This window comes from Pseudarthrobacter sp. GA104 (assembly GCF_009741265.1).
Taxonomy (GTDB): domain Bacteria; phylum Actinomycetota; class Actinomycetes; order Actinomycetales; family Micrococcaceae; genus Arthrobacter.
Map to the genome: position 1 here is coordinate 467,551 of NZ_WOWL01000001.1, position 25,036 is coordinate 492,586.

Sequence of the window (25,036 nt, forward strand, 5' to 3'; positions counted from 1 at the left end):
CGGCCGTCAAAACTACGGTACCTAAATTTGGTCTGGTTACTCTAATTCAACACTGCGGTGTCAAACACGAGTTTTCTTCGCTTCACAGTAGCTGTTCCCGGACGGGTCCACCTGCGCTGCTAGGTCTATTTCGGGTAAATCAGGCAAGTCCCCTGGTGATCCCCATCGCAATGCTGACGGCAATGAAGAGGATCAGAAAACCAAGGTCCAGGGAGATGCCGCCCAAACGCAGGGGCGGGATCAGCCGGCGAAGCACTTTCAGGGGCGGATCGGTGATTGAATACACGGCGTGGGCCACCACCAGGGCTACGCCCCGCGGGCGCCACTCCCGCGCAAACATCTGCACCCAGTCAAAGACCAGCCGGATGATCAGTGCAACAAAGAACAGAAGCAGCGCGAGATAGACAAGTCCGAAAGCGATTCCCATGACTTAACTCATATCTCCATGTCCATATGTGCACCGCGGCGTGCTGCCGATGTGTCCGTTCTATTTCAGCACAGATGCCAGACAGGTGTCCCTGTCTGGCATCCACGCACCGCCTGGTGCTCAGCTTTGGTTGAAGAAGCTTGCCTGTGTTTCGCTGGCTTTCTTGTCATCGCCGATGACCTCAACGTATGACGGCGACAGCAGGAAGACCTTGTTGGTGACCCGCTCGATGCTCCCGCGGAGTCCAAAAACCAGGCCGGCGGAGAAGTCCACCAGGCGCTTCGCATCGGCCTCGCCCATGTCGGTAACGTTCATGATCACCGGAATGCCGTCCCGGAAGCTCTCGCCGATGAGCTTGGCATCGTTGTATGAGCGGGGGTGGATTGTGGTGATCTGGCGAAGTCCGCTGGTTTCTTCGCGGCTCGAGGCCGCTCGCTTAATGGGAGTCACTGGGGCGCGGTATTCCTCTTCGGGGGTGTAGGACGCTTCGCGGCTGACCTCGCGGACGGGTGCAGGTGCACGGCGCTCCTCGCGGTCAGCTTCCATAGTTTCGTCCTCATCCTTACGTGTTGACTGGTGCTCGGACTCGTAATGCTCATCGCCGTCGGCGAGCCCAAGATAGATCATTGTCTTGCGCAGAGCGCCGGCCATGGTCGACTCCTAATCGTGTCCCGTATGCGGGCCGCCCAATGACTTGACAGCACTGGAGTCCCCCGCCCATCACTTCCAATAGGACCGACGCTACCCCACCGGGGGACGCGATCCGAGAATATCGGAACCGATTCGCAGGTGTGTCGCCCCGAAGGCTATGGCGGCTTCAAGATCCTGGCTCATGCCGGCGGAGATGGCGGTGGCACCGGGATGCTGTGCAACCAGCAGGGCCGAAAGCCCGGCAAGCTTCTCGAAGGCGGGCCCGGGCGGAGCGCCAAGCGGGGCCACGGCCATCAGGCCTGCCAGGCGAAGGCCCTCCTCTGCTGCTATCCGGTCGGCCAGCAGCGGCACCTCGGACGGGGCGGCGCCGCCCCGGTGGGCACCGGCGTCCTCTTCCAGGCTGACCTGGATGAAGCAGTCCAGGGGCGCCCGTCCCGTGCTGTCCTGCTGGATCCGCATGGCCTTGGCCAGGGCATCCACAAGCTGGGGCCGGTCCACCGAATGGACGGCGGCGGCATAGCGGACCACCGACTTGGCTTTCTTGGTCTGCACCTGTCCCACAAAGTGCCAGGTGAGCCCGCAGTCGGCCAGGAGTTCCGCTTTACCGGCTGCCTCCTGGTCGCGGTTTTCCCCGACGTCGGTGACGCCGAGGGACGCGAGCCGCCGGATGTCCTCCACCGGATGGAACTTGGTGACAACAATCAGTGTGGGCAGCCGGTCCCCACGTCCGGCCGCCGCGGCGGCAGCACCGATCCGGCCGCGGACCGCTTCCAGCCGGCCGGCCAGCTCTGCGGTGCGTGGATCCCTGCCGGGCGCATCCCGGCGGCCAGCCTCGCCGCCGTTCGCGGAGGGCTCACCCATGGCACCAGACCAAGCCGGCGAAACGCCCCGTGTTCCTGTCGCGGCGGTATGAATAGAGCGAGTTCGTCTCGAAGGTGCACGGACCGGCGTACTCCACGTCTACCCCGGCGCGCCCCAGCTGGCTCCGGGCGCCGGCCGGCAGGTCCAGTGCCGGCGTACCCCAGGACGTGGTGGACCGCGTCGCGGGCACAAGGGCGGCCACCTCATCCCGCAGTGCCGTAGGAACCTCGTAGCAGCTGCCGCAGATGGATGGCCCAAGCCAGGCTTTTATGCCCGAAGCTCCCAAGGACCTCATGCTGTCCACGGCCGCGGGGATAACGCCGTTGGCCACGCCTGGCCGCCCCGCGTGCACGGCGGCCAGGACGGGACCGTCGGCGGACTCGCCGGCGAGGAGGACCGGAATGCAGTCGGCCACCATCACCGCGAGCGGCAGCCCGCGCGAAACCATGGCGTCGGCCTGCGGAGCCACGCTGGCGTGCTCCATCACGGCAACGGCAGTTCCGTGAACCTGGTTCATGAACCGCAGGCCGTCAGGCCCGATACCCGTGGCAGCCTCCAGCTGTTCACGGCGCCGCCGCACTGCCAGGGGGTCGTCGCCCACGTGGAGTGCGAGGTTTCCGGCACCGGTGTCAGTGAACGCCGCAGACACCCCGGGCAGGATCTCGGCGCGCCAATGGAACAAGCCGCGGCCTACTTCAGGAAGTCGGGGACATCCAGGTCATCCGAGTGGCTGCCGGTCAGGTCAGGTTCCACCACGGAGGGAAGGTCCACATCGAAGCCAGAGTCAGCCGGAACGGCGGACGGGCGCTGCTGCCCCCAGTTGCTGAGGCCTGCACCTACCCCTGCATGGACAGGCTGGACGTGCGCCTGGTGGCTGCCGGCGGACGGCGCCTGGGACGGGGCGGGAGCAGCGGCCGGAGCGGCGGGCCGCTGGGGCGCCACCTGCGGCTGGGACTGGTCCATGGAGGGCGAAGTGGCCTTGACGTCGTCGAAGCCGGCAGCGATGACCGTCACCCGGGCCTCGTCACCCAGGGCGTCGTCGATCACGGCGCCGAAAATGATGTTTGCCTCCGGGTGGGCAACTTCCTGCACCAGCCGCGCGGCCTCGTTGATCTCGAACAGGCCGAGGTCGGAACCGCCCTGGATGGACAGCAGGACGCCGTGGGCACCGTCGATCGAGGCCTCCAGCAGCGGGGACGCGATGGCGAGTTCGGCAGCCTTGACCGCCCGGTCCTCGCCGCGCGCGGAGCCGATGCCCATGAGCGCGGAGCCCGCACCCTGCATAACGGACTTGACGTCCGCGAAGTCGAGGTTGATCAGGCCCGGGGTGGTGATGAGGTCCGTAATGCCCTGGACGCCCGACAGCAACACCTGGTCGGCAGACCGGAAGGCGTCCAGCACGGAAACGTTGCGGTCGCTGATGGACAGGAGTCGATCGTTGGGAATCACGATCAGCGTGTCGACTTCGTCACGCAGGGCGTCGATGCCTGCTTCTGCGGAACCCGCACGGCGGCGGCCTTCGAACGTGAAGGGGCGGGTGACCACGCCAATGGTCAGCGCACCCAGGGAACGGGCGATGCGGGCGACGACGGGAGCGCCGCCGGTGCCGGTGCCGCCTCCTTCGCCGGCCGTCACGAAGACCATGTCGGCGCCGCGCAGGACTTCCTCGATCTCGTCCGCATGGTCCTCGGCGGCCTGCTTCCCCACCTCGGGGTTGGCGCCTGCTCCCAGCCCGCGGGTCAGCTCGCGTCCGACGTCGAGCTTCACGTCCGCGTCGCTCATGAGCAGGGCCTGGGCGTCGGTATTGATGGCGATGAATTCAACACCTCGAAGGCCGACCTCGATCATGCGGTTGACTGCGTTCACGCCACCGCCGCCGATGCCGACGACTTTGATGACGGCCAAGTAATTCTGCGGAGCTGCCACGTTACGTGTCCCTTGTTCGTGTCTTATTGCGAAAACTGATGGAGAGCTTGAAGCCTGCAACCTTAACCTTCGAGTTGAAGGTTATAGTTATGTCAAGTAACTCATGTCTGTGACGGTATTTCCTCTGGTTGCCACATTCAATAACCGGCTCCGCGTGTCGGATTAATACCGGAAAATAAAGCGTTAGCGGGTCACCGGGTGCCGGGGCACGCTCACGTCGTAGACCCTCACGGGATTCTTGGGGTCGGCCGGAACCTTCAGGAGCGCGGCCAGCACTTTGGCCTTGAGTTCCCTTTCGCCGGCGTTGCCCCAGATGATGGTCTGGCCGTCCACGAGCTTGAGCTCCACCGCGTCCACCGATTGGGCGGAGGCGTTGGACAGCTTCGCCAGCACGTCTGCCGGCAAGGCGCCAAGGACTGCGGCCGTGGCACGGAAGAGATCCTGGCCGATGGTGCCCGCGCCGCCGTCGATCACCGGCAGCGACACCGAGGCAGGATCGGCCGTGGCAGCCAACTGCACGCCGTCGACGTCCACCAGCTGGTACTGCTCCCCCTGCTTGACCAGCGCTACCGGCACCCTTTCCCGCACAGCCACGGCAAGGCCGGACGGCGGCCTCGCCTGCGCGGTCACGGACTTGACCTGGACCAGCGGTTCCAGCAGCCGGGCCACCTCTTCGTCGGTGACCTGCGGTAATGGCTTACCCTGCAATGGCTCCAGCGCGGACTGCACCTGCGCAGGCGTCAGCAGGCGCGTCCCGGACACGGAGATGGTGTGGACGGCCAGGACGGGGGAAAAAATAGCTGTCGCCAGCAGCCCCGCCACAACCGCAACGAGGATGCCCGCCGCCGTCAGGAGATTCCGTTTCCGCCGCTTCCCTTTCGGCTCGGGGAAAGCCACCACGTTCGCCCCGGCTGTCCCGGACGGCGCCGGGGCCTCCGCCTTGTTCCCCTTACCGTTGCCACGGCCGAAACCGCGGATGCCCGCTTTTGCGGGTTGCCGGGGCTTCTTCGGCTTCTGCGGTTTTTCGGGAGCAGGCTCGGGGACACTCCGGGACGCCGAAATGACATCGTCCCCGCCACCGCCTCCGCCGGACCGGCCGGTGGAGGTGTAGGTGGGCCGGCGGGTGCTAGCCACGCAGGGCCTCTACGATCTGCGGTCCATACGCGGTGACATCACCGGCGCCCGCGGTCAACACGATGTCCCCGTCCGCGGCGGAAGCCGCCAGGAGTGCGACGGCGTCCCCGGCCGCCACCAGCCGGCCGCCCTCATCCAGGTGGTCGGCTATGAGCTGGCTGGTTACACCCGGGATGGGATCCTCACGGGCGGGATAGATGTCCAGGACCAAGGCGGTGTCGGCCAGGTTGAGGGCATCGGCGAACTCCTGCGCGAACTCCCGGGTGCGGGAAAACAGGTGCGGCTGGAAGAGGACGTGTACCTTGTGGTCCCCCGCAACGGAGCGGGCTGCGGCGAGGGCAGCGCGGACTTCCGTCGGGTGGTGGGCGTAGTCGTCGAACACCCGCACTCCCCTCGCCTCGCCCTTGAGCTCAAAGCGACGGGAGGCACCGGAAAAGTGCGCCAGGGCGGCGGCCGCAATGCCAGGGTCAACTCCCAGTTCAAGGGCGACAGCGAAGGCGGCCGCCGCGTTCAGCGCGTTGTGCCGCCCTGGCACCTGCAGGTCAAGCGGATAGCGGCCCGACGGTGTGGAGACGGCTGTGTCGCCGGGACCGCCGTCGTGCAGCAGGAGGTCCGCACCCTCTCCGGTTCCGTAAAGCACCACGCGCGTGGTGCCCCGCTGCCGGGTCCTTTCGGCGAGGGCCAGCGCGCCGGCGTCGTCCGCGCAGGCAACCAGCACCCCGTCGGCGGGCAGCAGCGCGGTGAACCGGTCAAAGGATTCGTAGACCGCTTCAGCCGTTCCGTAGTGGTCCAGGTGGTCCGGCTCCACGTTGGTGACCACGGCGATCCTGGGCCGGTAGTTGAGGAAGGATCCGTCGGACTCGTCGGCCTCCGCCACGAAGATCCCGGAGCTTCCGTGGGCGGCGTTGACGCCGAGCGCGGGAACATTGGCGCCGATGGCGAACGAGGGGTCCAGGCCCGCGCCCTGGAGCAGGACGGTGACCATGGAGGTGGTGGTGGACTTGCCGTGGGTTCCCGCCACGGTAACCACCGTGTCGCCGCCCATGGTGGCCGCCAACGCCTCGGACCGGTGCAGCACCGGCAGGCCGGCTTCCCTCGCCGCAACAAGCTCCGGGTTGTCCGGGCGGATGGCCGAGCCGGCCACAACCGTCTGGGCGTCACCAAGGTTCGCGGCGGCATATCCGACGGCGATGCGCGCACCGGCCGCCGCGAGGTCGGCCATGACCGGCAGGTCCTTGGCGTCGGAGCCGCTGACCGGAACGCCGCGGGCCACCATGATCCTGGCCACGGCTGACATGCCGACGCCCCCGATGCCCACGAAGTGGACCCTGCCCAGCGATTCAAGGGCCGGAATTTTGGCGTGGTTCATGCTTTCACCGCTTCCAGGATGAGATCAGCCATCCGCTGATCGGCGTTCCGGATGCCAAGCCGGTAGGAACTGGCTGACATTGCGGCAAGCCGTGGCTGGTCCGTGACCAGCGGAACCAGCTCCTTGTCCACCCATTCGGCCGTCAAGTCCCGGTCGCTGACCAGGATCGCGCCCCCGGCAGCCACCAATCCTGCAGCGTTCAGGGCCTGCTCGCCGTTGCCAATGGGCAGCGGCACCAGGACTGCCGGTACCCCCACCGCGGCAACCTCGCATACCGTGGCCGCACCGGAACGGGCCAGCAGTACGTCCGCCGCGGCATAGGCAAGCTCCATGCCGTCGATGTATTCCACCTGCCGGTAGCCGTCAGCCGCGAGGGGGTTGCCGGCGGCGTCCAGGACGGTCTTGCCGCGCCCGGTGATGTGCAGGGTCTGGATGCCCGCGCCGGCAAGGCGGTCCACTGCGGCGGCGATGGTCCTGTTGATGCTCTGCGCCCCGGAGGATCCCCCGGTGACGATCAGCGCCGGCTGTGCCGGGTCCAGGCCCAGGGCCTCCCGGGCGGCGGTGCGCGCCGCGGCCCTGTCCAGCCCGGAAATCTCGGAACGCATCGGCATTCCCACGTGGGTTGCATGGCGCAGAGGGGTGTTGGCGAAGGCGACGGCCACCCTGTGGGTCAACAGGGCACCCACCCGGTTTGCGAGGCCCGGCCGGGCATTTGCCTCGTGGATGACGATGGGGATGCGCCGTTTGCGGGCAGCCAGGTACATGGGCGTGCACACGTAGCCGCCGACGCCCACCAGGACGTCCGCAGCCGCTTTGTCCAGGATGGCTCCGGCCTGGCGCACGGCGCCGGCGAGCCGGGCGGGAAGCCGCACCAGGTCAGCCGAAGGTTTCCGTGGGAACGGAACCCTGTCGATGGTCGCCAGCTCCACTCCTGCAGCCGGAACAAGCCTGGTTTCCATCCCGGACGGCGTGCCGACGGCAAGGATGGCGGCAGCGGGAGACGCGCTCCGGAGGGCGGCGGCGATGGCCAGCAGCGGGCTGATGTGCCCGGCGGTGCCGCCGCCTGCCAGGACGATGGAAGGGGTTTTGGAGGTCATGGAGGGCTAGGCACGCTTTCTTGCAGTCTTCTTCCGGGCCGCGTCTTTCCGCGCCGGCTTGGCCTTGAACTTGAGCATCCGCTTGGGCCGGATGGACGGGGCCATCTGCTCCCTGGCCAGGGAGAGCACCACGCCGATGGCGCAGAGCGACATCAGCAGCGCCGAGCCGCCGTAGGAGATGAACGGCAGCGGCACACCGATGACGGGCATCAGGCCGGTCACCACGGACATGTTGACCGTGGCCTGGCCCAGCAGCCACACCATGATGGTGCCGGCCAGCACGCGGTGGAACATGTCCGCCTGCGCCACTACCACACGGTAGATCGCGGCGCCCAGGATGGCGAAGAGGATGAGGACGACGACGGTCCCCACCAGGCCGAGTTCCTCGCCGATGATGGCAAAGATGAAGTCGTTGTGGGCTTCGGGGATCCAGCTGTACTTCTGCCGGCTCTGCCCCAGCCCAACGCCGAACCAGCCTCCCGACGCCAGCCCGTAGAGCCCGTTGGTGGCCTGGTAGTTGGCGTCGATGCCGTCGGCGCAGGACTCGCCGGTCCACCACGAAGTGATCCGGCACATGCGGTTTGAACTGGTCACAGCCATGACGGCCGTTCCGGCGGCGGCCACCAGGCCTGCGATACCGAAGAGATACAGGGGTGCCCCGGCAAAGAAGAGGGCGGCAGCCGTGATCATCATGATGATCATGGCCGTTCCGAGGTCATTGCCCACCAGGACCAGCACCACGATGATGATGGCCATCGGGACGGCAGGGACCGCGACGTGCTGCCAGAGGCTGAGGAGCTTTCCCTTCCTGGCCAAAACGGTAGCCATCCACAGGGCGAGGGCCAGCTTGGACGCTTCGGACGGCTGGAAGGTGATGCCGCCGAGGTCGATCCAGTTCTTGTTGCCGTTGACCTCCGCACCCACAAGCTGCACCAGTCCCAGGAGGACCACGGCGCCAATGATGGCGGGCCATGCGAGCCGCTTGAGCCACACCACATTGATGCGGGACAGCACGAACATGGTGAAGATGCCGATTGCGGCGAACATGCCCTGCTTTAGGGCATCGCCGTAGGGTGACTTGCCGGCGGCGATCGACTCGACGCTGGACGCAGAGAGCACCATCATGATGCCGATCGCCGTCAGCGCCAGGGTGGATCCCAGGATGAGGTAGTAGGTGGAGCCGTTCCGGGAAGTTCCGGTTCCTTCCAGCGCCGACCAGAACTTCCGGTAGCCGGCCCGCAGCCGGGTTACGGCAGTGGCGGGACGGCTGGCCGGCGATGCCGAGGAGCCGGGACGCGGCTTGCCGGCCTGCTGCCGGGCAGGCGGGCGTGTTGGCGTGCTGACCATTGTTACTCCTCGCCGGTCTGGGCCTGCCCTTCCACCAGCTCGCGGACAGCTTCGATGAAAGTGTCACCACGGTGAGCGTAGGAAGAGAACTGATCCATGGAAGCAGCTGCCGGGGCCATCAGCACAGTATCGCCGGAACCGGCCAGCTGGGCTGCTGACGCAACCGCCCGGGCCATCACCGGTTTCCCGGCCAGGGGGGAACCGGCTTGGATGCCGTCTGTTGCAGCAGTCTGCACCTGTTCAGTGTCACCCGCCGCCGGCTGGATCACGGGGACATCGGGCGCGTGTCGCGAGAGGGCGCCGGCCAGCGCGGAAGTGTCTGTTCCGATCAGGACCACCGCCTTGAGCCGGTGCGCGTGCTCCCGCACAAGGTCGTCGTAGGTGACACCCTTGGAGAGTCCTCCCGCGATCCAGATGACGTTGCTGAATGCAGCGAGCGAAGCGGCGGCCGCATGCGGGTTGGTGGCCTTGGAATCATTGATCCACAGGACTCCGTTGTGGCGGGCCACCGGCTGGATGCGGTGGTTCCCGGGCACGTAGTCCTGGATCCCCTGCCGCACGGCCCTGGGCTCCACGCCGTAGGCGCGTACCAGGCCTGCGGCCGCCAGTGCGTTGGCCACCATGTGCCGGGGTGCAATGGCGCCAAGGTCGGCCATCGAGGCAAGTTCCGCGGCGCTGTCCCTTCGCTCTTCGATGAATGCCCTGTCCACCAGCAGGCCTTCCACCACGCCCAGCATGCTGATGGCGGGGGTGAGGGTAGTGAAACCGACGGCCCGGCAGCCCTCCACCACGTCGGCGTTTTCCACCATCCGCTCGGTTTCAATCTGCTCGGCGTTGTAGAGGCAGGCTTTTTGGGTGCGTTCGTAGACCTTGGCCTTGTCCGCAAGGTAGGAGTCGTAGGAGCCGTGCCAGTCAACGTGGTCCTCGGCGACGTTGAGGCACACGCTGGCCACCGGCGAGAGGGATTCCGACCAGTGCAGCTGGAAGCTGGAGAGTTCGACGGCGAAAACGTCGTACTCGACCGGGTCCCGAATGGCATCCAGAATCGGCGTACCCACGTTGCCCACGGCGATGGCCTTCAGTCCGGCGGCGCGCAGCATGGATTCGGTAAGTCCCACCGTGGTGGTCTTTCCGTTGGTTCCGGTGATGGCCAGCCAGTCCGCTGTCTTGCGGCCCTCCCGCACGCGCACCCGCCAGGCGAGTTCAACGTCGCCCCATACCGGGATGTGCGCCCGCGCAGCAGCGGCCAGCAGGGCCTGGTCCGGACGCCAGCCCGGCGACGTCACGATCAGCTCCGGAAGTTTGCCGTCGATCTTTGGCAGGCGCGTCACTGCATCATCGCCGAGCAGGACGTCGGCGGCGCCGACGATCTTCAGGGTTTCAGCGTGGGCTTTCGCTGTATCGCTGGTGGCGGCGTCAACCACCACCACGCGGGCACCGAGTTCAATCAGCGTGTCAGCGGCGGCGAACCCTGACACGCCGATGCCGGTGACTGCCACCCGCAGCCCGGCCCAGTCTGAATCCCAGCTCACGAGCTCCTGGAGGCGTGGGGAAACGGTCACAGCAGCACAACCCATTCAGCGTAGAAAATTCCCAGGCCTACAGCGACGAAGAGCCCGCCGAGGATCCAGAACCGGACCACCACGGTCACTTCAGCCCACCCCTTCAGTTCGAAGTGGTGCTGCAGCGGCGCCATCTTGAAGACGCGTTTACCGCCTGTGGCTTTGAAATAACCCACCTGGATGATCACCGAAAGCGTGATCAGGACGAACAGTCCGCCAATGATCCCCAGCAACAGCTCCGTCCTGGAAAGGATGGCAAAACCTGCGATCGCACCGCCAATGGCGAGGGAGCCGGTATCCCCCATGAAGATCTTGGCCGGCGAGGTGTTCCACCAAAGGAATCCCACCAGGGCAGCGCTCATGATGGCGGCCAGCAGGGCCAGGTCCAGGGGGTCCCGGACCTGGTAGCACCCGCTGCCGGCTTCCCGGGGCGAGCCGCAGGCCTGGTTGCTCTGCCAAATGCCCATCAGCGTATAGGCGCCGAAGACCATGACCGAGGCCCCGGCCGCCAGTCCGTCAAGGCCGTCCGTGAGGTTTACGCCGTTGGTGGCGGCAGTGACGATCAGATTGGACCAGATGACGAAAAGGATGGCGCCCAGCACGGTTCCGCCGAAGGCGAGGTCCAGCCAGGGCAGGTCCCGGACCAGGGAGATCTTGGTGGAGGCCGGCGCGAGGCCGTCTTCATCGGGAAAGTTGAGGGCCAGCACAGCGAAGATGACGCCCACTGCTGCCTGCAGGATCAGCTTCGCCTTGGCGTTGAGCCCCAGGCTGCGCTGCCGCGAAATCTTGATGAAGTCATCCAGGAATCCGACAAGCCCCATCCCCACCATGAGGAACAGCAGGATCAGGGCGGAGGCTGACGGGCCAGGCGAATCCGGATTCACCATGAGCATGATGAGGTGCGTCAGGCCGTAACTCAAAAGGACCGCTGCCACCACGACGGTCCCGCCCATGGTGGGTGTTCCGCGTTTGGTGTGGTGGGAGGTCGGGCCGTCGTCTCGGATGAACTGGCCGTAGCCGCGGCGGACCAGGAGCCGGATGAACAGCGGCGTGCCCACCAGGGCGAAGAGGAGCGCCAGTCCGGCGCCGATCAAAAGTGCAATCACAGCTGTGTGCTCCTTTCATCGGCGGGCTGCGGGGTTTGTGGGGGTAATGCTATCCGATCGCCCAAATGGCGAAGTCCCACGCTGTTGGATGATTTGAACAGCACCAGGTCGCCGGGTTTGAGTTCCGCTGACAGCAGCTCGTACGCGTCGTCGGCGGTCTCGGCGAAGACGCATTCGTCACCCCAGGAGCCCTCCTGGACGGCGGATACGTAGAGGGCACGGGCTTCCCGGCCCACTACCACCAGCCGGGAAATGTTAAGGCGCACCACCTGGGTGCCCACGGCCGTATGCTCGCGGATAGAATCCTCGCCGAGTTCGAGCATGGCGCCCAGAACTGCCCAGGTGCGCCTTCCTTGGCCCAGGTCCGCGAGTGTGCGCAGGGCCGCGCGCATTGACTCCGGGTTGGCGTTGTAGGCGTCATTGATGATGGTGACGCCGTCCTCCCGCTCGGTGCGCTCCATGCGCCACCGGCTGGCTGCCGTTTGGCCGCTGAGGGCCGCGGCGATGTCCGGGCCGGGAATTCCTGCCGCCCACGCGGCTGCGGCCGCTGCCAGCAAATTGCTGACATGGTGGGCACCAATCAGGCGGCTGCTGACGTGGTGGGTCGTGTCCGCACCGGGAAGGAGGAGTTCGAATTCGGGGTGGCCCTCCGCGTTGGTGTCCGCATTGAGCGCCTGCACGCCGGCGCCGGGCCGGCCTTCGGCGGAGAAGCCGACGACGGACGCGGAGGTGCGTGCGCGCATGTCCGCCACCCTCTCGTCGTCGAGGTTGATGATGGCTGTGCCGGAGGCTGCCAGGCCTTCCACGAGTTCGCCCTTGGCTCGGGCGATGTTCTCCACTCCCCCGAATTCGCCGGCGTGCGCTGTCCCGACGCCGAGCACCACTCCGATGTCAGGCCTGACCATCTCGGCCAGGTACCTGATGTGGCCGATGCCGGTGGCGCCCATCTCGATCACGAGGTAGCGGGTGTCGGTTCCGGCGGTGAAGACGGTGAGCGGCACTCCGATTTCACCGTTGTAGGACCCCTGCGGCGCCACAGTGGCGCCGTGCCGGGAAAGTATGCCGGCAAGCAGGTCCTTGGTGGTGGTCTTTCCGGCAGAGCCGGTGATGCCGATGACAGTCAGTTCTTCGTTGGCCTCCGCGCGGGCGGCACGGATCCTCCGGACGGCTTCCGCGGCCAGCGCGCCCATCGCGAGCACGGCGTCGGGAACCACCACGGACGGGTACGGCGAACCGTCCGGTGCTGCCACTGGGCGCTCCACTAGTGCCAGGGCGGCACCGGCGGTGAAGGCGGCTTCGACGAAGTCGTGTCCGTCCGCATACTCGCCGGGTTTTGCGACGTAGAGCGATCCCGGCGTGGCTTCGCGGGAATCGGTGACCACCGACAGAGGCGTGATCCCGGGATCGGCGTCCAGGCGCCCTTTAGTGATGTCGGCGATTTCCGCCGCGGTAAATGCAATCATCTCGGTCTAGGACTCTATCCGGTCGTCTTGGAGAACGTTGAATCCCCTGGCTGTCAAGGCGCTGCGCAGTTCCACCCTGTCATCCAGTGCGAGGTTGACGCCTTTCACCTCCTGCCATACTTCATGGCCGCGGCCGGCAACCAGGATGCTGTCCTGTGGCCGGGCGAGTTCCACGGCTCGTTGAATGGCCTTGTCGCGGGGGAAAACCTCCAGCACCTCGCAGGGCAGGGACTCACTGGCCCGGGCTTCCAGCGCCCCTGCGAGGACGTCGGCGCGGATGGCTGCGGCGTCCTCGTCGTGGGGGTCGTCGTCCGTGACGATCACGGTGTCCGCAAGCCGGGCCGCGATCGCGCCCATGGCCGGCCGTTTGCCCTGGTCGCGCTGGCCTGTGGCGCCAAACACCACGATCAGCCGGGATTCCGGTTCGGCCGACCGGACGGCTTCCAGCGCCCTGGCCAGCGCGTCCGTGTTGTGTGCGAAGTCCACCACGGCGGCCGGCCGCTCGGAGACCAGCTGCATGCGCCCCGGGACGGCCACCGTGAAGGGGTCGCCCGCATCCAGGGCCGCCTGCAGCGTAGCGGCGTCAACGCCGCCTGTGAGGACCATGACCGCGGCCAGGGCTGCGTTGGCAACGTTGAAGGTCCCGGGAAGCCCCGTGTGGACCGTCAGGACAGTGCCGCCGGGCCCGCTGAGCGTGAACTCCGTGCCAAGCCCGCGGGGCTTTGCCTCCGTGACGGTCCAGTCGGCACTGTTCCCGGGCACGGTGGCGAGCGTGGTGACGGGCACCTGGGTGCTGGCTGCGAGGCGGCGCCCCCATTCGTCGTCGACCGTCACCACGGCCTTCCGCGCGCGGGCGGGCGTGAACAGTTCGGCCTTCGTGGCGAAGTAGTCCTCCATGGTGTGGTGCAGGTCAAGGTGGTCCTGGGTGAGGTTGGTGAACCCTGCAACGTCGAACTGCACTCCGTCCACGCGCTGGTAGGAGATGGCGTGCGAGGAGACTTCCATCGCGGCCGCAGCAAGTCCTTTCTCCCGCATCAGTGCCAGCAGCCCGTGGACTTCCGGGGACTCCGGCGTGGTCAGGAGGCTCGGAATCGGTTCGCCGCCGGCCAGGATCTCGATGGTCCCGATCAGGCCCGGCTTTTTGCCCAGGGACCGCAGCAGCGAGGTGATGAAGTAGGTGGTGGTGGTCTTGCCGTTCGTGCCCGTCACGCCGAAAAGCTGCAGCGCCGCCCCCTCCTGGCTGCCCCGGTAGATCATGGCGGACAGCGGGCCCACCACGTTCCGCGGAGCATCGACCACCAGCACCGGAACCGACGTGTCGGAGGACAAGGCCAGGAGGCGGGCACCGGCGTCGTCCGTCACAATGGCCGCCGCTCCCGCCGCAATGGCCTGGGCAGCGAAGTCGGCGCCGTGCCGGGTTGCGCCCGGAAGGGCGACGTACAGGTCACCCGGTTCAACCGTCCGGGAGTTCAGGGAGATGCCGGTGACCGCCACGTCAGCGGAGGCTCCCGGAACTACGACGCCGACCGCCTCGCCGATGCTGTCCAGCCGGACGGCATCAACGGCGGACGGCCGGAAGCGGGGCTGGTCCGGTCCCAGCCGTGCGGGTCCTTGCAGGGCTTGTTCGTCCTGTGCTTGTTCGTCCTGTGCTTGTCCCTGCGGGGCTTGTCCCTGCGGGGCTGCATGATGGTGGGACGGGTTGAACTCTGACAAGGGATCTCCGATGGTGCTAGTGGACCGTGTCCGGCATGGATGAACCGTAGCAGCGGCGGCTGCTCCGGATGCTGCCGGGGTGTTACTTGGCGAACTGGGGCAGTCTGGCCGGCTCGCCCGTGGACGGCTGGACGTTGTAGGTCCGCAGTGCCTGGCTCATGACCGACCGGAAGACCGGCCCGTTGGTAATCCCGTAGATGCTGCCCTTGGGCCGCTGGAGTACCACCTCCACAATAAACCGCGGATCATCCATGGGTGCCATGCCCACCATTGAGGCCGTGTAGCCGCAGAACCCGGACTTGCCGTCGTCGCAGGGAGACTCGGAGGTGCCCGTCTTGGCTCCCACCCGGTACCCGTCGATGGCCGCGTCCTTGATCTGGCCCTCGGTGACTGCGCTTTCGAGGATGTCCTGGACCTGCTGGGCGGTGTCCTCGGAAACGATCTGCCGCGGCTCCGCGGCCGGAACCTTTTCCTCTGTTCCGTCAGCGGAGACATAGGAGTCGATCAGGCGGGGCTGGAGCATCACGCCATTGTTCGCGATGGACTGGAACGCGCGCACTGTCTGCAGGGTGGACTGCGAAACGCCCTGCCCGAACAGGACTGTATATTCCTGCCGGCCGTCCCACTGTTCCCAGGGCGTCAGGATGCCGGAGGCAGTGGCCGGCAGTCCGATGTCCGGGGCTTCGCCCACCCCGAACTTCTTCAGCCACTCGTAGCGCTGTTCCTTGCTCAGGCGCTGCCCGGCCATGACGGTGCCGGTGTTCATCGAATAGCCCAGGATGCCGGCCAGGGTCCGCTCCTCGGTTCCATGGGCAAAGGAGTCACTGAAGGTCTGCCCGTCCACCGTGTAGGTGGGTCCAAGGGTGAACGTGTCCAGCGGCTTGGCTTTGCCCTCTTCGATGAGCGCCGCCGCCGTCATCATCTTCTCAACCGAACCGGGCTCGTAGGCGGCCGTAACGGCACGGACGCCGCGGTCCTTGGCCGCTACCCGGCCAGGGTCATTCGGATCCGGCGAATTGGTGTCGGCCATGGCAACCAGGTTGCCCGTCTTGACGTCCATCACGATGATGACGCCCCACTCGGCGCCCAGTTTGTCCGACTGGCTCTGGATCGCCTGCTGGGCGAAGTACTGGAGGTCCGAGTTGAGGGTGAGCTTGACGTCCTTCCCGTCCTGCGGGGGCGTCAGTTCGTCAACCCCCACGGGGATCCGCAGGCCGTCCGCACCGATCTCAAAGAGCCGTTTGCCGTCCGAGCCCTTCAGGAGTTCGTCCTGGGTCTGTTCAATGCCGGCCTGGCCGGTGGTGCCGTCCTGGAGGAAGCCGATGATCCCGCCGGCAACCGACCCGTTGGGATAGACGCGCTTGCTGATGCCTTCGGTCACGATGCCGGGAATCTGGAGCTGCGAGATGCGGTCCTCGACATCGGGCTTTACGTCCTTGGCCACGATGTAATACGGCTGCTGCCCGGTGACGGCCTCGCGGATGGCGTCCTTCTCCATGCCCAGGGCAGCCGCCAGTTCCGTCAGCCCCTGTTCCCGGCTGACATCAACCAGTTTCTCCTTGGCGTCGTCCAGGCGCTTGAAAGTCTCCGTTTTTGTGTTGACCCGCTGGTCCACCACCACGTTGTAGCGGATCACGCTGTTGGCCAGCACGGTGCCCCGGGAGTCCAGGATGCTGCCCCGTTCCGCCGGCAGGACGGTCTGTTTCATCCGGCTGTTGAGGGCGGCTTCCGCCATGCCCCCTACATCGAGCCCCTGGACGAGGAAGAGTTTGCCGCCCACCACCAACAGGAGCGTCAGCATGATGCCAAGCCCCAGGCGCAAGCGCTTGGTGGCATTGGGCACCTTGCTGTTGACTGCCTTGCCGGACCTCTGCGCCACCGTGAAATTCCTTGCTGCTCGACCCTGCTGCCTGTCAGACCTGCCGTTTTACTGCCCGGGCACCTTCTGCTCGGGTGCGGGGACGGATCCGCCGTGGAGCTCCACTGCTGCAGCAGCCGCTGCGGCAGCCGCTGCGGGAAGGCCGGCAGGTGGACCGGCAGGCGTGGCCGCATCCGGGGTCGCTGCTTTGGAGCCCGCAGCATCAGCCGCTGCAGCACCCTGGGCTCCCGCCTCTGCCGGTTTGCGGCTTGCCAGCGGTTCACCCCTGGTTGCCGGCGGAACCACAATCAGCTGCCCTGCCACGGCAGGTGCGGGAATAACGGCCCCGGCGGGACCGCCCTTAACTGCCGGTGTCGCCTTGCCCGTGACCGTCAGGGTGGACAGGTCGATCTGGCCCTTGACCGTGGAGGCCACCATACCGAGCTCCGAAGCTTTGGCCGCCAGGTTCTGGGGCGCTTCGAAGTTCTGCACCTGCTGGGTGAGGTCCTGGTTCTGCTTGGTCAGCGTGCTCTGCCGTGCCCGCAGCTCCACCAGCTGGTACTGCGCGGTGGACACGGAGATGTTCAACACCAGCACGGCCACCAGGGCCACGGCAAGCAGGGCGAAGCAGAGCACTACGAATGGTGCGCGGCGCTTGCGGGGTACATTACGCACCACTGACAGCGGAGTCCGGCCCTTCCGGCCGTCCGCGGGGGTCTGTGCCGGAAGGGCCCTGCCGGCCGCCGAACTGCCTGACGCGGCGGGAAAGTTCTTGACGGCAGCGGTGCTCATGCAGCTCTCCTGGCTCTGATTCGTTCCGCCGCGCGCAGCCTTGCTGATGCAGCGCGCGGGTTTTCGGCGATCTCGACGGCGGTGGGCACCTCGGTGCCTTTGGTCAGGGTCTTAAGTTCGGCCTTGTGTTCTTCCAGCTCCACCGGGAACCCGAGCGGAGCTGAGGATTTGGAACGTGCCTGCAGGACGCTCTTGACGATCTTGTCCTCGAGGGAGTGGTAGGACATGACCACGATGCGCCCGCCCAGGGCCAAGGAGTCGACGGCGGCAGGCACGGCGCGTTCAAGGACGTCGAGTTCTTCGTTCACTTCGATCCGCAGCGCCTGGAAAGTGCGCTTGGCGGGGTGCCCGCCGGACTTGGCCGCGGCTGCCGGAACTACCGCCCGGATCTGCTCCACGAGTTCTCCGGTGGTGGTGAAGGGCTTGGTGGCACGGGCGGTGACAATCCTGTTGGCGATCCGGCCGGCGAACTTCTCCTCGCCCCACTTCCGGATGATCCGGACGAGTTCCTCTTCGCTGTAGTTGTTTACTACGTCTGCCGCGGTCTGCCCACGGCTGGTGTCCATCCGCATGTCCAGCGGGGCGTCGAAGGAGTAGGCGAAGCCGCGTTCGCGTTCGTCCAACTGGAGGGATGACACTCCGAGGTCCATCAGGATTCCGTGGACTTCAGCAACGCCCAGGTCCGCCAGGACGTCCGCTATCTCGTCGTAAACGGCGTGCACCAGGTCCGTGCGGGCGGCGAAAGGGGCCAGCCTCTCACCGGCGAGGGCGAGTGCTTCCTCGTCCCTGTCTATGCCGATGAGGTGCAGGTCCGGAAAGCGCTGCAGCATGGCCTCGGAGTGGCCGCCCATGCCCAGGGTCGCGTCGACGGCCATCGGCGTTTCGCCGCGGAGCCTGGCCGCCTCGAATCCAGGTGCCAACAAATTGATGCACCGGTCCCGCAGGACCGGCACATGGCGTTCGGACGTTGGCTTGGGGTGTTCGTTCATGCCTCGTCCTTTCTCGCCGTTGGTGTCACCTTGTGGTGGCTTCTGGGACCAGATCCCCATCCGCGCCTATCGTCCGCCAGCCTGGCTCCGGGGAAGTGAGCCAGGATGGCCAGCCGATGGGCGGCTGGAGATCTCATCCAAGAAGCTAACTGCTGTCCTGTTCCGGTCAGAGAATGCCCGGAATGGGGTCATCAGTTTCAGAGAAGGCTGTTTCCTTCTCTGCGAGGTATTCATTCCAAGCCTGGGCGTCCCAGATCTCGGCCCGGGATCCGGCGCCTATCACGGCGAGTTCCCTGCCGAGGCCTGCGTATTCCCGGAGCGCGGGTGGAATGGTAACGCGCCCCTGCTTGTCAGGTACCTCGTCAGAGGCTCCAGAGAGAAAGACGCGGATATAGTCGCGTGCCTGCTTAGAGGAGATTGGCGCCTCCCGCATTTGCTCGTGGACCCGCGCAAATTCCTTCTCGCTGAAGACGTAGATGCAACGTTCCTGGCCCCTTGTGAGCACCAGCCCGCTGGCAAGTTCCTCCCGGAACTTGGCGGGGAGAATGATCCGTCCCTTTTCATCCAGACGTGGCGAGTGAGTGCCCAGAAACACTGGCCCACCGCCTGTCCGCTGTCAGGAACTGCACATCCCCTATGTTGCAACCACCCTCTTATGTCCTCCACATTACTCCACTTTCCCCCACAGTCAACGCGAACGCGGCCCGATGGCAGGTTATTTATGGGAAAAGAACGCCGGAATTGCAGGGATTCCTGCCGGTGGTGGAAAGTGGAGGACTTTTGCCCCACGGGCTGACGGCAAGTTCCTGGCGCCGGCATCACCTGTCGGCAAAACTGCTGGTGATCGCCCGGCATGCGCCGCATCCACGACGTTCTTCAATTCGGGCCGTATTTATCGGGCGCGTTTTAAATGCGAAAAGACCCGCAAAGTGCGGGTCTTTTCGCCTGCCCCCTCCAACAGGGAGCGAAGTGGAGGTGCCGGGAGTAATTCGGCGGGAGGCGTTTAGGGTTCTCCCCTGCGCCTTTCATCCCACCGTTCCTCAAGGCTGCTCATAAAGGAACTCCTGGACTTCCCCGGCTTTCGGCCGCCGGCCTTGGATCCCGGCTTCGCCCCGGCCGAACTGCTCCGCATGGTGGCGAAATAGACGCCGCCGCCCATCACCACAAAGCCCAGGACTCCGACGAAGATGTTTTGGAGAGTGACACCCACGAGTAGCAGGAAGACGCCAGCCAGGGCGCAGAGGACGCCAATCACCACGTGCCTCGTGGACCATGAACGCCCCGGGTCTGAACCCATGGAATTCGCGAACTTCGGGTCGTCCTCGTGAAGCTGCTTCTCCAGCTGCTCAAGCAGCTTCTGTTCGTGCTCCGACAGCGGCATCACGACCTCCTTTTGTAGGCCAACGTCCGGGCTGATCCCAGCCACTACTTCTGCACCCTTAACGGCTGTTATGCCTAAGAGGTTCCCGCTCCGCCGGCAAAAGCGGAAATCGGTAACCCGGCATGCCGTCGCAGGAGCGGGAGCATGTCCAAGAGGGTCCGGCAGTAAGTCCAGTCACTCGAAAACTATGTATATCTAAGGATAGTTTGTCGAGGGCTGTTCTGAAAGACGGAAAAGACTTTGGCGGCGGCCCCGCCAAGGCTTCCGCCGGCCGTTATTCGGGGGAGTTTCCGGGCTCCATGAGGCGGGCGGGAAGGACGGACTTGCTGCCGAATTTGCGTGCCACTTCGTCGAGTGCCTGCTCAGCCGCCCGCCAGTTGTCGTCCCGCCGGTCGATGCTGAGCTGAAGCGAGGTCCGGGCAGCGTCTTCGAGCTGCTCGGCGCGCACCCCCACAAGCCGAACGGTCATTGCCCTGTCCCCCACGGACTCGAGCAGCTGCAGGGCGACTGCGTAGATCAGCTGGGCGCTGTCCACGGGAGTCTGGACCGTCCTGCTGCGCGTGATGGTGGAGAAGTCCGCGAACCGGAGCTTCAGGGCGACGGTCCGGGCCACCATGCCTGAACTCCTCAGGCGCGCGGCCGTGCGGTGGGAGAGGCGCAGCAGTTCCCGGTGGAGCAGGGCGTCGTCGGCGGTGTCAACGGCAAACGTTTCTTCCGCCCCGATACTCTTCTCCAGCCGGACCGGGGTGACGGGCCGGGGGTCTATGCCCCAGGAAAGCTGGTGGACATGCTCCCCCGTGGCGCCCAGCATCTTCTTCAGCGAAGAGACCGGCGTTGCCGCCACGTCCGCAACGGTCCTGATGCCCATTCTTGCGAGCACCTCCGCCGTCTTGGCACCTACTCCCCACAGGGCGCCGACCGGCAGGCTATGAAGATACGGCACGGTCTCATCGGGCGCGATCATGAGCAGTCCGTCCGGCTTGCAGCGGGTGGAGGCAATTTTCGCCACGAATTTTGATTCCGCTATCCCCACCGACGCCGTGATGCCCAGCTCAGAGCTAACCTGCCGCCGGATCATTTCCCCAATTCCCTTCGGCGCACCCAGGCGCCTGATGGCGCCGGTGACGTCGAGGAAGGCCTCATCGACGCTGAGGGGTTCGACGAGCTCCGTAATGGATTCGAAAATGCCCATCAGCTGGGCGGACACTTCGTAGTACAGCTTGTGGCGCGGTTCGATGATGACCGCGTGGGGGCACATGCGGGCGGCCACGGCCATCGGCATGGCCGACTTCACGCCGAATGCCCTGGCTTCGTAGGAGGCTGAGAGGACCACGGAACGGTCCGCGGGGAACCCGACGATGACGGGCCTGCCCATGAGTTCAGGACGGGTCCGCAGCTCCACCGAGACATAGAAGGCATCCATGTCCACGTGCATGATGCACTTGCGCCTGCGTCCCGGAAGGCGCGCTCCGGGCGGCTGGTTCTTACCTTCGGGCCCCACGGCTGCAATCCTATCCGTTTTGTACTGACTAAACTGGAGGCTGAATCCGGCATCAACACCAGGAGGAATGTCCCTGTGACGGTCTTTGGAAACCTTAAGCCAGCAGGGTTGGCAGTATTCGCTGCCGGCGCGGCTTTGCTGCTTGCAGCCTGCAGCCCGACTCCGTCAGCAGCCCCGGATCCTTCTGCCTCCGCTTCGACTCCGGGAACTGCCGGATCAACCATCACAGCTTCCCCCAGCCCCTCCGCGTCGCCCAATACCTCGGCGACCGTCGGGGCGGTGGTGGAGGGCTTCCCGCAGCAGCTCCTTCCCCTTATGCCGGGAGCCAAGGTGGTATCGAGCAGTTTTGACAAGGCGTCAGCCCCCGCCACTGCCGCCCTGGTGGGAAGCATCGCAGCCCCCACCGCTGCGGTTGTGGACTATTACACCAAGGCCCTTGAAGGGCAGGGCTTCAAGGCAGTTCCTGGCGAAGCCGTGGGAGCAGTGGCGTCCAAGGACTTTGTCCGCGGGGACAACGAAACGGTCAACCTCTCGGTGGTTGAAGCTTCGGGCGTTGCCACATTCACCATCGGCGCCAACGTGGCAGCTGAGTCCGCCAAGTGACGGCAGCGGAACAGCTGAGGAATGAACAGGCAGACTTCGTTGCGGCGGTTGCCGGCGAGCTGACGGGGTTCCTCACCTCCCGGCAGGCCATCATGTCCGGCATCTCTCCGGATATCGAACCCCTCATGGGTTCCATCTCCAACCTGGTCACGGGCGGTAAGCGCCTGCGCGCGCTGATGTGCTACTGGGGCTGGCGAGGCGCGGGCGGACAGCCCGCCGCGCAACAGGTGGTGACCGCAGGCGCCGCACTGGAATTGTTCCAGGCGGCGGCCCTGATCCACGACGACATCATCGACCGGTCGGATACCAGGCGGGGCGGCCCAAGCGTCCACCGCCGTTTCAGCGAACTGCACGGGTCGCGGGGCTGGGCGCTGGACAGCGAACGGTTCGGGCACGCGGCGGCAATCCTGACAGGTGACCTGTGCCTCTCCTTCAGCGAAGAGGCGTTCACGGACATTGGCGAGCGGGCAGCCGCCGGCACCAGGGCCAGGCTGATTTTCAACCTCATGCGGGCGGAGGTGATGGCCGGCCAGTACCTGGACATCCTGGAAGAAGTTGCCGGTCCGGTAAGGGACCGGGCCGGGGCCGTGACCCGCGCACAGTCCATCATCCGGTTCAAGTCCGCAAAATACTCCACGGAGCATCCACTGGCCCTGGGTGGAGCATTGGCAGGAGCCTCGGATGAGCTGCTCCGCGGCTACTCCGCTTTTGCGTTGCCCTTGGGCGAAGCCTTCCAACTCCGGGACGACGTGCTGGGTGTCTTCGGTGATCCGCTGACAACCGGCAAGCCTGCCGGGGACGATTTGCGGGAAGGAAAGCGCACTGTGCTGGTTGCCCTGGCGCTGGACCAGGCATCGGCAGCCGAGTCTGCCTTCATCGATGCCAGGCTTGGCAGCCCGGACCTCTCCGAAGAGGACATCCTTGAACTCCGGCGCATTATCGAGGAATCCGGTGCGTTGGCGGCCACCGAAGTCCTCATCAATGAATTTGGGGCGGCCGCATTCGAGGCGCTTGAATCGCTCCCCCTGGACGAACTGCCGAAAACCGCCCTGCGGAGGCTGGCTGAAGCTACAGTCAGCCGCGCCTCCTGAGCAACCACGCTTTGTTGGCCGGGGATGGCGGGCTTTTGGTGTTGCCGAACATCCCCGGCCAGTGGTTTACCAGGCGAGGGTTTGGGCCCGTCGCCTGATTTCCGTTTTGCGGCCCTCGCGCAGGGCGTCAATGGGCCGTCCCCGCAGCGATTCATCCGGGGTAAAAAGCCAAACGATCAGGTCCTCATCGGAATACCCGGCGTCAGCCAGGACAACAATGGTGCCCTTGAGGCTGTCTACAACCTGGCCGTCCTGGATAAACTCGGCCGGCACGGAACGGATTCTTCGTTCCCCGACACGCAATGCCGCAAGGGCACGCTCATCAAGCAGGCTGTGAACCCTGGTGATGGAAACATCCAATAAACGGGCGACGTCGGGTAGGGGCAACCATTCGCCCACAAGCTCTTCTACATTACTCACGGATCAAGGTTGCCACGCTGTGCGCCCTGCCGCCTAGTCGATACCCCTATAGGGCGCTCCTGACCTGCAGACACACCCGGGATTCTTCCTTGCGGCCATTCCCGGAATTCTTGTGCTATTTCCAAATCCGTGAGAGATTCTCATTGATCACATACGTAACAAAATTAACAGCAGTAACAGTAGTATCGAGAATTGACAGCGGCACCCCGCCCGCGCCCGCAGTTGAGAAGAGGATTCTTTCCATGACGATGTCCCGCTCGCACAAGCAGCCCCCCAAGCCGAGCCTGCCAATGCTTGCTGCCACCACTGCGGCGTTGCCAGCGGTTGTATTGTCATCCTTGGCCTTGGCCCAGCCCGCTGCCGCCGTGCAACCAGTCCGTGCCATCCCGGGAACGCTTGCCGCAGCCATGAAAGCCCAGGCTGCAAAAGCCACTGCGGCGGTCATCCCCGCCTCCGCCGTGTCCACTGCCATCCCGGCCGCCTTTAGGCCTACCCAGCCGCAGGCGCCCGCCGAGTACACCATTGCGCGCGGCGATACCATCAGTGCGATCGCTGGAAAGTTCGGCCTCAACACCGCTGACATCCTGAAACTGAACAACCTCCAGCCGAACACCATCATTTACCCGGGCCAGAAGATCAAGCTCTCAGGCTCAGCCGCTGCGCCGGCCGCCCCCGCTGCCGCTCCTGCACCTGCCGCTCCCGCCGCGGCATCCGGTGCCACCTATACCGTCAAGGCAGGCGACACGCTGGGCGCCATTGCGGCCCGGCATAACGTGGGCCTGGCTGACGTATTTGCCTGGAACAACCTCAGCATGCGCTCCATCATCTACCCGGGCCAGAAGATCAAGGTGGGCGCCGGCGAAACTGCCCCGGCCCCCGCTGCCGCTCCTGCGTCGGCAGGCCTGGCCTCAACGTCCGCGCCGGCTGCGCCGGTACCGGCCGCTCCGGCTCCGGCGCCGGCTTCCGGCTCCTACACGGTGAAAGCCGGAGATACCCTTTCCGCCATCGCCACGCGCCACGGCGTAAAACTCTCCGAACTGCTCTCTGCCAACCGCCTGAGCATGACCAGTGTCATCTACCCGGGCAACAAGCTGGCCATCCCTGGAGGCTCGGCCCAGCCGGCGGCCCCGCAGCCGGCTGCCTCAGTGACGCCCCTCGTCCCAAGTTCATTCCTCGGATTCAGTTACCCTTCTGCGGTGGTCAGCTCGGCCAACGAGAACAAAGCCCTGTTGAACGCCTCTCCGGTGCCCTCCCGCAGCGAAATGCGGAACATCGTGGCTGACACCGCGCGCAGGATGGGCGTGGAACCCTCGCTCGCCCTTGCATTTGCGCACCAGGAATCCGGGTTTGACCAGCGCGCAGTGTCTCCGGCGAACGCCATCGGAACCATGCAGGTCATCCCGAGCTCCGGGCAGTGGGCATCGGATCTGGTGGGGCGCAAGCTGAACCTCCTGGACCCCTACGACAATGCAACGGCCGGCGTCGCCATCATCCGCCGTCTCCTCGCCACCAGCAAGGACACGGACACTGCCATTGCGGGCTACTACCAGGGCCAATACTCAGTGAGCAAATACGGGATGTACGACGACACCAAGGCCTACGTCGCCGCCATCAAGGCCCACCAGAAGAACTTCGGCTGACCTGCACCGCCCGGCACCACCCGCAGCCGGCTCGCAGGAAGATTTGACACGGGTCCGGACCGGCAACGGTTCGGGCCCGTTTCATTGCGGGGACTAGGATCGAAG

General features: G+C 65.7%; 23 protein-coding genes. 3 read left to right on the plus strand and 20 right to left on the minus strand.

Annotation, left to right across the window (positions count from 1 at the left end; translation table 11 throughout):
- Window positions 1–139 precede the first annotated feature (139 nt).
- The 19 genes from GK109_RS02105 to dinB all read right to left on the minus strand — a co-directional run bounded on the left by GK109_RS02105 (window position 140) and on the right by dinB (window position 21,177).
- Window positions 140–427 carry a YggT family protein gene (locus GK109_RS02105; RefSeq protein ID WP_139028864.1) on the minus strand — a complete coding sequence of 96 codons (288 nt, stop codon included), beginning with the start codon at window positions 425–427 and terminating at the stop codon, window positions 140–142.
- A gap of 120 nt (window positions 428–547) precedes the next feature.
- Window positions 548–1,078 (minus strand): cell division protein SepF, encoded by a 531-nt coding sequence (locus GK109_RS02110; RefSeq protein WP_104997513.1) that lies wholly within the window; start codon window positions 1,076–1,078, stop codon window positions 548–550.
- 90 nt (window positions 1,079–1,168) lie between these two features.
- Window positions 1,169–1,939, minus strand: coding sequence for a YggS family pyridoxal phosphate-dependent enzyme (locus tag GK109_RS02115; RefSeq protein WP_157238504.1), 771 nt, complete (start codon window positions 1,937–1,939; stop codon window positions 1,169–1,171).
- Window positions 1,932–2,621, minus strand: a complete 690-nt coding sequence (locus tag GK109_RS02120; RefSeq protein ID WP_157238505.1) for a polyphenol oxidase family protein — start codon at window positions 2,619–2,621, stop codon at window positions 1,932–1,934. Before GK109_RS02120 ends, GK109_RS02115 begins: the two co-directional genes overlap by 8 nt.
- Window positions 2,622–2,629: 8 nt before the next feature.
- A complete protein-coding gene (gene ftsZ, locus GK109_RS02125) occupies window positions 2,630–3,865 on the minus strand; it encodes a cell division protein FtsZ (RefSeq protein WP_321215930.1) in 1,236 nt (411 codons plus the stop codon).
- A 183-nt stretch (window positions 3,866–4,048) separates the two neighbouring features.
- Entirely contained in the window at window positions 4,049–4,999 is a 951-nt protein-coding gene (locus tag GK109_RS02130; RefSeq protein ID WP_370460331.1) for a cell division protein FtsQ/DivIB, read from the minus strand.
- A complete protein-coding gene (gene murC / locus GK109_RS02135; RefSeq protein ID WP_157238507.1) occupies window positions 4,992–6,368 on the minus strand; it encodes a UDP-N-acetylmuramate--L-alanine ligase in 1,377 nt (458 codons plus the stop codon). Before murC ends, GK109_RS02130 begins: the two co-directional genes overlap by 8 nt.
- On the minus strand, window positions 6,365–7,465 hold the full coding sequence (gene murG / locus GK109_RS02140) for an undecaprenyldiphospho-muramoylpentapeptide beta-N-acetylglucosaminyltransferase (RefSeq protein ID WP_157238508.1): 1,101 nt from the start codon (window positions 7,463–7,465) through the stop codon (window positions 6,365–6,367). The genes murC and murG overlap by 4 nt, the downstream gene beginning before the upstream one ends.
- A gap of 6 nt (window positions 7,466–7,471) precedes the next feature.
- A complete protein-coding gene (ftsW, locus tag GK109_RS02145) occupies window positions 7,472–8,812 on the minus strand; it encodes a putative lipid II flippase FtsW (RefSeq protein ID WP_157238509.1) in 1,341 nt (446 codons plus the stop codon).
- A 2-nt stretch (window positions 8,813–8,814) separates the two neighbouring features.
- Complete coding sequence (gene murD, locus GK109_RS02150; protein WP_157238510.1) at window positions 8,815–10,389, minus strand: UDP-N-acetylmuramoyl-L-alanine--D-glutamate ligase; 1,575 nt, start codon at window positions 10,387–10,389, stop codon at window positions 8,815–8,817.
- On the minus strand, window positions 10,371–11,480 hold the full coding sequence (mraY, locus tag GK109_RS02155; RefSeq protein ID WP_321215926.1) for a phospho-N-acetylmuramoyl-pentapeptide-transferase: 1,110 nt from the start codon (window positions 11,478–11,480) through the stop codon (window positions 10,371–10,373). The genes murD and mraY overlap by 19 nt, the downstream gene beginning before the upstream one ends.
- The gene (gene murF / locus GK109_RS02160; protein WP_157238511.1) at window positions 11,477–12,943 is read right to left on the minus strand and encodes a UDP-N-acetylmuramoyl-tripeptide--D-alanyl-D-alanine ligase; all 1,467 of its coding nucleotides are present in this window, start codon (window positions 12,941–12,943) and stop codon (window positions 11,477–11,479) included. The genes mraY and murF overlap by 4 nt, the downstream gene beginning before the upstream one ends.
- A 6-nt stretch (window positions 12,944–12,949) precedes the next feature.
- Entirely contained in the window at window positions 12,950–14,560 is a 1,611-nt protein-coding gene (locus tag GK109_RS02165) for a UDP-N-acetylmuramoyl-L-alanyl-D-glutamate--2,6-diaminopimelate ligase (RefSeq protein ID WP_157242539.1), read from the minus strand.
- A gap of 178 nt (window positions 14,561–14,738) precedes the next feature.
- Window positions 14,739–16,535: a peptidoglycan D,D-transpeptidase FtsI family protein gene (locus GK109_RS02170; protein WP_370460333.1), complete on the minus strand. Its 1,797-nt coding sequence runs from the start codon at window positions 16,533–16,535 to the stop codon at window positions 14,739–14,741.
- A gap of 48 nt (window positions 16,536–16,583) precedes the next feature.
- Window positions 16,584–17,306 carry a hypothetical protein gene (locus GK109_RS02175; RefSeq protein WP_157238512.1) on the minus strand — a complete coding sequence of 241 codons (723 nt, stop codon included), beginning with the start codon at window positions 17,304–17,306 and terminating at the stop codon, window positions 16,584–16,586.
- Window positions 17,303–18,295: a 16S rRNA (cytosine(1402)-N(4))-methyltransferase RsmH gene (rsmH, locus tag GK109_RS02180; RefSeq protein ID WP_157238513.1), complete on the minus strand. Its 993-nt coding sequence runs from the start codon at window positions 18,293–18,295 to the stop codon at window positions 17,303–17,305. Before rsmH ends, GK109_RS02175 begins: the two co-directional genes overlap by 4 nt.
- A 166-nt stretch (window positions 18,296–18,461) precedes the next feature.
- On the minus strand, window positions 18,462–18,890 hold the full coding sequence (gene mraZ / locus GK109_RS02185; protein WP_009358613.1) for a division/cell wall cluster transcriptional repressor MraZ: 429 nt from the start codon (window positions 18,888–18,890) through the stop codon (window positions 18,462–18,464).
- Between the two features lie 408 nt (window positions 18,891–19,298).
- Window positions 19,299–19,676 (minus strand): DUF3040 domain-containing protein, encoded by a 378-nt coding sequence (locus GK109_RS02190; protein WP_157238514.1) that lies wholly within the window; start codon window positions 19,674–19,676, stop codon window positions 19,299–19,301.
- A gap of 274 nt (window positions 19,677–19,950) precedes the next feature.
- Entirely contained in the window at window positions 19,951–21,177 is a 1,227-nt protein-coding gene (gene dinB, locus GK109_RS02195; protein ID WP_370460335.1) for a DNA polymerase IV, read from the minus strand.
- A 75-nt stretch (window positions 21,178–21,252) separates the two neighbouring features.
- Here dinB and GK109_RS02200 point away from each other — a divergent pair, with 75 nt between their 5' ends.
- Window positions 21,253–21,780: a hypothetical protein gene (locus GK109_RS02200; protein WP_323057394.1), complete on the plus strand. Its 528-nt coding sequence runs from the start codon at window positions 21,253–21,255 to the stop codon at window positions 21,778–21,780.
- Window positions 21,777–22,871 carry a polyprenyl synthetase family protein gene (locus GK109_RS02205; protein WP_321215919.1) on the plus strand — a complete coding sequence of 365 codons (1,095 nt, stop codon included), beginning with the start codon at window positions 21,777–21,779 and terminating at the stop codon, window positions 22,869–22,871. The genes GK109_RS02200 and GK109_RS02205 overlap by 4 nt, the downstream gene beginning before the upstream one ends.
- Before the next feature lie 66 nt (window positions 22,872–22,937).
- On the opposite strand, the gene GK109_RS02210 is transcribed toward GK109_RS02205, so the two are convergent.
- Window positions 22,938–23,291: an Rv2175c family DNA-binding protein gene (locus GK109_RS02210; protein WP_321215918.1), complete on the minus strand. Its 354-nt coding sequence runs from the start codon at window positions 23,289–23,291 to the stop codon at window positions 22,938–22,940.
- 242 nt (window positions 23,292–23,533) lie between these two features.
- Between GK109_RS02210 and GK109_RS02215 the strand changes: the two genes are divergently transcribed.
- Window positions 23,534–24,931 carry a lytic transglycosylase domain-containing protein gene (locus GK109_RS02215; protein WP_157238516.1) on the plus strand — a complete coding sequence of 466 codons (1,398 nt, stop codon included), beginning with the start codon at window positions 23,534–23,536 and terminating at the stop codon, window positions 24,929–24,931.
- Window positions 24,932–25,036: the final 105 nt, after the last annotated feature.